Origin of the sequence: Leptolyngbya cf. ectocarpi LEGE 11479 (assembly GCF_015207065.1) — a bacterium.
In the GTDB taxonomy this organism is placed as follows: Bacteria; Cyanobacteriota; Cyanobacteriia; order Phormidesmidales; family Phormidesmidaceae; genus Leptothoe; species Leptothoe ectocarpi.
On the sequence record NZ_JADEXP010000365.1, the window covers coordinates 1 to 6,328 of the forward strand.

6 protein-coding genes and 1 pseudogene are annotated in these 6,328 nt (G+C 49.6%); 3 read left to right on the forward strand and 4 right to left on the reverse strand.

Going from position 1 to position 6,328, the window contains the following annotated elements; all coding sequences use genetic code 11:
* Positions 1–345: 345 nt before the first annotated feature.
* The gene (locus IQ260_RS25755) at positions 346–588 is read left to right on the forward strand and encodes a hypothetical protein (protein ID WP_228016439.1); all 243 of its coding nucleotides are present in this window, start codon (positions 346–348) and stop codon (positions 586–588) included.
* 30 nt (positions 589–618) lie between these two features.
* Here the strand turns inward: IQ260_RS25755 and IQ260_RS25760 are convergent, their stop codons facing one another.
* Positions 619–1,299: a lysozyme inhibitor LprI family protein gene (locus IQ260_RS25760; RefSeq protein ID WP_193995943.1), complete on the reverse strand. Its 681-nt coding sequence runs from the start codon at positions 1,297–1,299 to the stop codon at positions 619–621.
* 228 nt (positions 1,300–1,527) lie between these two features.
* Here IQ260_RS25760 and IQ260_RS25765 point away from each other — a divergent pair, with 228 nt between their 5' ends.
* Positions 1,528–2,988, forward strand: a complete 1,461-nt coding sequence (locus IQ260_RS25765) for a glycosyltransferase (RefSeq protein ID WP_193995944.1) — start codon at positions 1,528–1,530, stop codon at positions 2,986–2,988.
* 91 nt (positions 2,989–3,079) lie between these two features.
* On the opposite strand, the gene IQ260_RS25770 is transcribed toward IQ260_RS25765, so the two are convergent.
* Positions 3,080–3,853, reverse strand: a complete 774-nt coding sequence (locus IQ260_RS25770; RefSeq protein WP_193995945.1) for an ABC transporter permease — start codon at positions 3,851–3,853, stop codon at positions 3,080–3,082.
* A 279-nt stretch (positions 3,854–4,132) separates the two neighbouring features.
* On the opposite strand from IQ260_RS25770, the gene IQ260_RS25775 reads away from it, so the two are divergent.
* A complete protein-coding gene (locus IQ260_RS25775) occupies positions 4,133–4,309 on the forward strand; it encodes a PIN domain-containing protein (RefSeq protein ID WP_193995946.1) in 177 nt (58 codons plus the stop codon).
* 124 nt (positions 4,310–4,433) lie between these two features.
* On the opposite strand, the pseudogene IQ260_RS25780 reads toward IQ260_RS25775, so the two are convergent.
* Positions 4,434–5,558: pseudogene (locus tag IQ260_RS25780) on the reverse strand (alkene reductase).
* Between the two features lie 338 nt (positions 5,559–5,896).
* Entirely contained in the window at positions 5,897–6,142 is a 246-nt protein-coding gene (locus IQ260_RS25785; RefSeq protein ID WP_193995947.1) for a hypothetical protein, read from the reverse strand.
* Positions 6,143–6,328 lie beyond the last annotated feature (186 nt).

Consider the following 6,328-nt stretch of genomic DNA (forward strand, 5'->3'; position numbering starts at 1 on the left):
CTCACATCCTAGGGGTAAAAAGAAAAAAGTCTCCAAACCAAAACCTCCCAAAAATAAGCCGCATGTCTCTACAGCTCGTTTACTTGCTCAAAATAGAGAGCCTAAAAAATCACCTTGAAAGGGCTGGACTAAATACCTATATTTCGTACCACCATCTGGATAAATGTAGGCGGTTGCATCAAAATTTCTGGATTTAAGGAATTAAACAGGAAGCTTGTAAGTATAAAGCTTCCTCGTCACAGATACAGGTTTGTCTGTATCTATATCAGAATCATGCATCCAATCCTAAAAGACTGGTTACAAAACCTGGGCTGCCTCCTGCCCATAGGTTTCTTTGGCTTTTGTATGGCTTTCATTGTGCATTGGGTGGCCACTGAAACAGGTCCAGCCCGATTGCTGATCATCTGGCAGGCCAAACTTTTGGAGGGTCAACATTCTCCCAGAATCACCATGGCTGTTTTCCTATTGCCAACCATACTAGGGGCATGGCTGCTCTCTATCGGCTGTCGCCGAGTCCTGACCCGGTTAGGAGCCTACGATAGACCCGCCAACAATGCTGGTTTTAAAGGACCAAACGGCCATATATAGTAGCTAAGTGGCCAGCGGTGCGAGACTCGCCTACCAACCGTACTCAACTAATTGCTCTAGCTGAATCGTACGTTCCACCGCTAGACGAGCCCGACACTGATTTTCCAGTAGCTCTGGGTCTGTCGTTTCACCCGTTGGGAGCATAGCCTCATAGCGACAGTGTTGGGTACGATAGATCTGCCAACGCAGCTGGGTGAGTTCTGGTTTCTCGGCGTCAGGCTGCCTTTCCCTCAAGAGGTTACCGTAGGCTGCGGTCATTGATGTTTCGGCCTGGTCTAAGTCAGTCGGCACTGGCCCCCAAGCTTGAATCGCAGCAATACGCTCATTGGTGGTACGGGCCAGACAGTTATTGAGTACAAATCGGTATAGGGACCCCCCTTTCACCTGCAGCGCTGTTAGCTGACAGTGGCTATTGCGAAAGGCCTCCCACATGATTTCAGCTTGAAAAAGCTGGGCGCTTACCTGAGGGGGCAGGTCCAGGGATGCATCATCCAGGCTCTCTTCATGGAGCGTCTCAGTTAAACGCCACCAGCGCTCAGCACAGCGATTCATGGCGGTTTGTGACTGGCCTGCACAGTGGGGGCGTACCACCCCTGGAATCGGCTGCTCAGTATCGCCAGAGGCATTGGGAGCCATCTCTTCGGCGGAAGCCGCAGCACCCAACAAACCCACTATCACCGATAAAAAAGCCGCCTGATTTAATAGTTTCATGTCTTGACTAACGGAGACTATCTACCAAAAGCACACCCTGCTAAAACAATAGTAGATGACTGAGACGCTGTTGGGATAGCCGTGTCAAACGCTTCAGCAGCCTAGTCACAAAACCTATAGCTTCTCTTATGGTTTCCTCTCATCTTTTACACAGCTAATTCACAATTTTGGCGTATACAATGCCTGTGCCAGCTGCTGAGTAAACCTCAAACCGTATTTCTTGAAAACATGCACCTGTCTGACATTGTCATCAATGCCTATGACTTCATTTTATTCACCATTGCCCTTTACAGTTTCCACCGGCTGCTGATCATCTGGCGGCTTTACCGCTGTCACCACCTATCTGCCCAACCCTGCCACTACTATAGCGACACCGAACTTCCCAAAATCACGGTGCAGCTTCCCATTTTTAATGAAATGTATGTGGTAAAACGGCTGTTGCAGGCCGTCTCTCAGCTTAATTATCCGGCAGATAAGCTAGAGATTCAAGTGCTAGACGACTCCACTGATGAGACTAATACGGTCTGTCAACAAGAAATCCAAAAACTCAAAGAGCAGCATTTAAATATCCAACATATTCAACGCCAGCAGCGTCAAGGCTTTAAAGCAGGTGCGCTTAAGCATGGCCTAACTGTCGCCACTGGAGAACTGGTTGCCATTTTTGATGCTGACTTTGTTCCACAGCCCGACACGTTGCTCAAAATGGTGCACTACTTCTCGGATCCCAAGGTGGGAATGGTCCAGGCTCGCTGGGATCACCTCAATCGCCACTACTCAACCCTGACTGAGCTGCAGGCCCTCATGCTAGATGCGCACTTTTTAGCTGAGCAAACATCCCGCAGCCGCACTGGCTGTTTTTTTAACTTTAACGGCACCGCTGGCATGTGGCGTATGGCGGCCATCACCGATGCTGGCGGTTGGCAACATTCTACTGTTACCGAAGATTTGGATCTGTCCTATCGGGCTCAGCTGCGAGGCTGGCGATGTATTTATCTACCCGATATTGGGGTGCCAGCAGAGCTACCCATGGAGATGAATTCATTTAAGTCCCAACAGTTTCGCTGGGCCAAGGGGTCTAGTCAAGTGGCCAAACGGCTGTTGCCGTCCATTTGGCACGCTAACCTGCCAGCCTACATTAAGTGGGAAGCCTTTTTTCACCTGACCAACAACTTCAACTATCTATTAATGATGGTGTTGCTGATACTTTCTTTACCCTATCAGCTTTATGTGATGTCCCACAGCTGGCAGTATGCGCTCTTTTTCTATGTGCCTTTGTCTCTAACCACTAGCTTTAGCTTGATTACCTTTTATGTGATTGCACAGCGACAGCCTAATGGCGGCTGGTTTTCTTGGCGACTACTGCGGAATCTGTTTTTGCTGATGGGGGTGGGGATTGGGCTGAGCATTAACCAATCTTTGGCCGTTTGTGATGGTCTGCTGCGCAACAATCGTGACTTTGTGCGGACGCCCAAGCATGGTGTCATTGGGGTGGCAGAAAGCTGGGTAGATAAAAAATATCGCGCCGCTAAAAACTGGGTGCCCTATATGGAATTGGTTATGGTGGTGTATTTGGTCATGACTATTGCGATCGCAATCACCAACCATCACTATCTTTCCCTACCCTTTTTAATCTTATTTTTAATAGGCTACGCCTACACCTTTAGCCTCAGCGTTTTCCAAACACGCTAATCGCTGAGCTTGGTTACAGCTAACCGTAAATCTGGGGTAGGGCACATAAATCCTGCTTGCAGCGTTATTTTTTACAGATAATGTCAACCATCTAATAGCCACCCAAAATCCCCTTACGTTTGGCCTGACGTTCGGCCCAGCCAAACACCAAGAGTCCCAACGTAAAATAAGCCGCCCCATTCAGTAGAGCAATACCTAGTAAAGAGACTTCTAACCCCTCTCCCCGAGCCATCAGATCTCTCAGTAGCCCCGTACTGGGCAACATCGGTAAAAAGTTAGCAATCAGTTTAGCCCGACCGCTCCATTCTTCAGTCGGCGCTGCTAGCAAAAACAACAAAGCAAATTGAAAAATTGGCAAAATCTGTTGCACCCGTTTAAACACCAGCGCACAAGACCCCATAATGAATGCCAAACCATAGGCTGCCAGCAGCAGCGTTAGTAATGGAAAAATCAGCCCCAAAGGAAATGAAAGCTGGCTCCCCGTAATACCCATCAGGATAAACAAAATCAGCACAATGATGCTCATCCGTAGCGCTAAGCTAGCCACTGCCCGAGCAAAAAAGATGGTTGGAGCCGCAAAGGGCGAGAGAAAAAGTTGCTCTAACGTACCAGTCTGAGCCTCAGACTGAATATTAAAGGCAATATCGTTAACGATATACAGCGCCAGGGTCCACAGTACATAGCCCACCACCACAGAATCTAACCGATCGCCAAAATTCATGGCGGGGCCTGCCATGTATTGGGCACTGACAAACAGACCATAGAAAACGGTGGTGATAATGACGATCCCACCTATAATCTCGGACGGATATCGTATGAATTGAATCCACGTCCTTTTCAGCTCGCCAATGAGTAGATTAAACATGCAAAATCTAGATGGGACAGGTTGTCTACATGATGATAGATAATGGAGTTTTGCCCAAGGCTTGAGTTGAATCGTCAGTCTATAAACTGGCAATTGATAAATGACATCTTACTCAGCAACCCCTACAACCTTAGACTCCAATGCCACAGGTACCGATGACTCCAGAGGAGATGTCTACGAACGGTTCAAAGCATCAGGTTTGATCGGGTGTGTTTTCTATAGAAGAAGACCTCTCCACCACCTACAAGCAAGTTCTGGCAAAGGAGTGGAGCGAAAAATATGATCATCGCTGACACTGGTTTTTGGGTGACGCTGATCGACCAAAAAGATAGCTACCATGCAGCAGCAGACCAAGCATTGCGAAAATATAACGAGCCGTTAATAACGACTTGGCCCGTTATGGCTGAAAGGCAGGCACAGCTTGATCCTTGCCCCCCCGAAGTCAGATGGATCTAAGGGACTGGCTCGAAAATGAAATACCCGTAGATCGAGTTTCGACTCCGCTCAACTCTCGAAGCTGGAATGTGGAGCGAAGGCGAAACCAGGTTAATCGGAGACATTATTATTTGGCCGCAGATCCCTAAGCTGCTAACGCTGGATAGTCGACATAGCCTTTGTGATCGTGGGTGTAGAACGTGCCGGGATCGGCTTCATTGAGTGGCGCACTTTGCTGAAATCGTTCGACTAAATCAGGATTGGCGATAAAGGGAACGCCATAGGCGATCGCATCTGTCTCATTCGTCTGAATGGCGGCAGCGCCCGTTTGGGCGTCATAGCCTCCGTTTAAAATAATGGCTCCTTCGAAGGCCTGACGCAGATAGGGTAGGATTCGTTCAACGCCTTCCTCTGCTGCCATAAAGTGCCCTGGCACGGCTTCTATAACATGGAGATAAGCTAGATTAAATTGGCTTAGGGCTTTGGCAACATAGGTAAATGTGGCAATGGGATTGCTGTCTTTCATATCGTTGAAGGCGACATAGGGAGACAGGCGCACGCCGACGCGATCTCAACTCCATTCTTTCACCACTGCTTCCGTAATCTCCAATAAAAATCGAGCCCGATTTTCAGTAATGCCGCCATAGCGATCGGTACGCTGATTAGATCCATCTCGCAAAAACTGATCAATGAGATAGCCATTGGCCCCATGGATTTCCACACCATCAAATCCGGCAGCTTTGGCATTGCGTGTGGCTGTTACATACTGTTCGATTACACCTGGAATCTCTTCTAGGGTGAGGGGACGGGGCTTAACAAAAGACTTTTTGCCCAAGGGTGTGTGAATCTCTCCTGTGGGGGCAATGGCCGACGCGGATACGGGCAAATCACCGTTGGGTTGAAAGTCGGGGTGAGAGGCCCGTCCGGTGTGCCACAGCTGTAGAACAATCTTGCCACCGCGCTGATGGACCGCTTCGGTAATCTTTTGCCAACCGGCAATCTGGTCAGCATTGTAAATGCCGGGAGATTGCTGCCAGCCTGCGGCTTGCTCAGAGATTTGGGTAGCTTCGGAGATGATCAGGCCAGCACTGGCGCGTTGGCTGTAGTATTCCACCATGAGGTCGTTGGGAATGCGGGAGACGCCGGACCGGGCACGGGTGAGGGGGGCCATGATGATGCGGTTGGGAATTGCGATCGCGCCCAGCTGCAGAGGTTGAAAAAGTGCGGCTAGTGCTGAATCGGCTGGAGAGGTAATTGTAGAGATAGCCATAAAACTTGCCTAGTTCAATTATTCGAAAGTTTCGAATAATTGAACTATAGCGTACCTGTCTAACAGTCTGCAACTAATAGAGATGTTCCTTTTTGTCTAACAGGGAACTAGACAACCTCTCCGTTCAGAATTTTGCGCGTGGCGACAAAATTCTGAACCACCTCACCGAGCACCCAAACACGCCATTCGGGATACCCATTATATTCTTCTGCTGGGTTTTAGGGCGGGCAGCCCCGCCCTGACCATTGGGGTTTGGGGCACTCGGAGGAGCCCCAAGCAACCGACTTCGCAACCTAACCAGCAGAGAGGTGCGACGCGTCACACCCTACTGGCGATGCCTAATTCACCCTGACCCGTTTAGTCAAAATCGCCATCACCTCATTGGGCCGCCCCGTCGCTAAAGGCCGACTCCAATCATTCGGCTCAGCATAGTTGAGCTTAAACAGCAACGAAATCGTCGCCTGCACCGAGCCAAGCGTACCCAGCAGCAACACCCGCACATCCTCATACTCATAAACCGGCAACGCCCCATCAGCAGGGGGATCCGTGGGCGCGCCTGCGCCCTGATTATTATTAACAAACATGGACTCTGATCTCCAAAAAACAACGAGAGGAAACCAGAGACCACAAAATAGCCACCCCGTGCATATATGCAATCCGGGGTGGCATCAGGTACATTAAACCTGCGCTCCCAGGTTGTCACCGCAACGTGGGGGTGTAGTCACCAGCATGGTGTTGGTCGCACCTGCTGGTGGCGCTAAATTATGGGC

Excerpts from the sequence above, each read along its gene's own strand:
- IQ260_RS25770 (WP_193995945.1), bottom strand. The coding sequence starts at position 3,853 with ATGTTTAATCTACTCATTGGCGAGCTGAAAAGGACGTGGATTCAATTC.
- IQ260_RS25765 (WP_193995944.1), top strand. The coding sequence starts at position 1,528 with ATGCACCTGTCTGACATTGTCATCAATGCCTATGACTTCATTTTATTC.
- IQ260_RS25760 (WP_193995943.1), bottom strand. The coding sequence starts at position 1,299 with ATGAAACTATTAAATCAGGCGGCTTTTTTATCGGTGATAGTGGGTTTG.
- IQ260_RS25775 (WP_193995946.1), top strand. The coding sequence starts at position 4,133 with ATGATCATCGCTGACACTGGTTTTTGGGTGACGCTGATCGACCAAAAA.
- IQ260_RS25785 (WP_193995947.1), bottom strand. The coding sequence starts at position 6,142 with ATGTTTGTTAATAATAATCAGGGCGCAGGCGCGCCCACGGATCCCCCT.
- IQ260_RS25755 (WP_228016439.1), top strand. The coding sequence starts at position 346 with ATGGCTTTCATTGTGCATTGGGTGGCCACTGAAACAGGTCCAGCCCGA.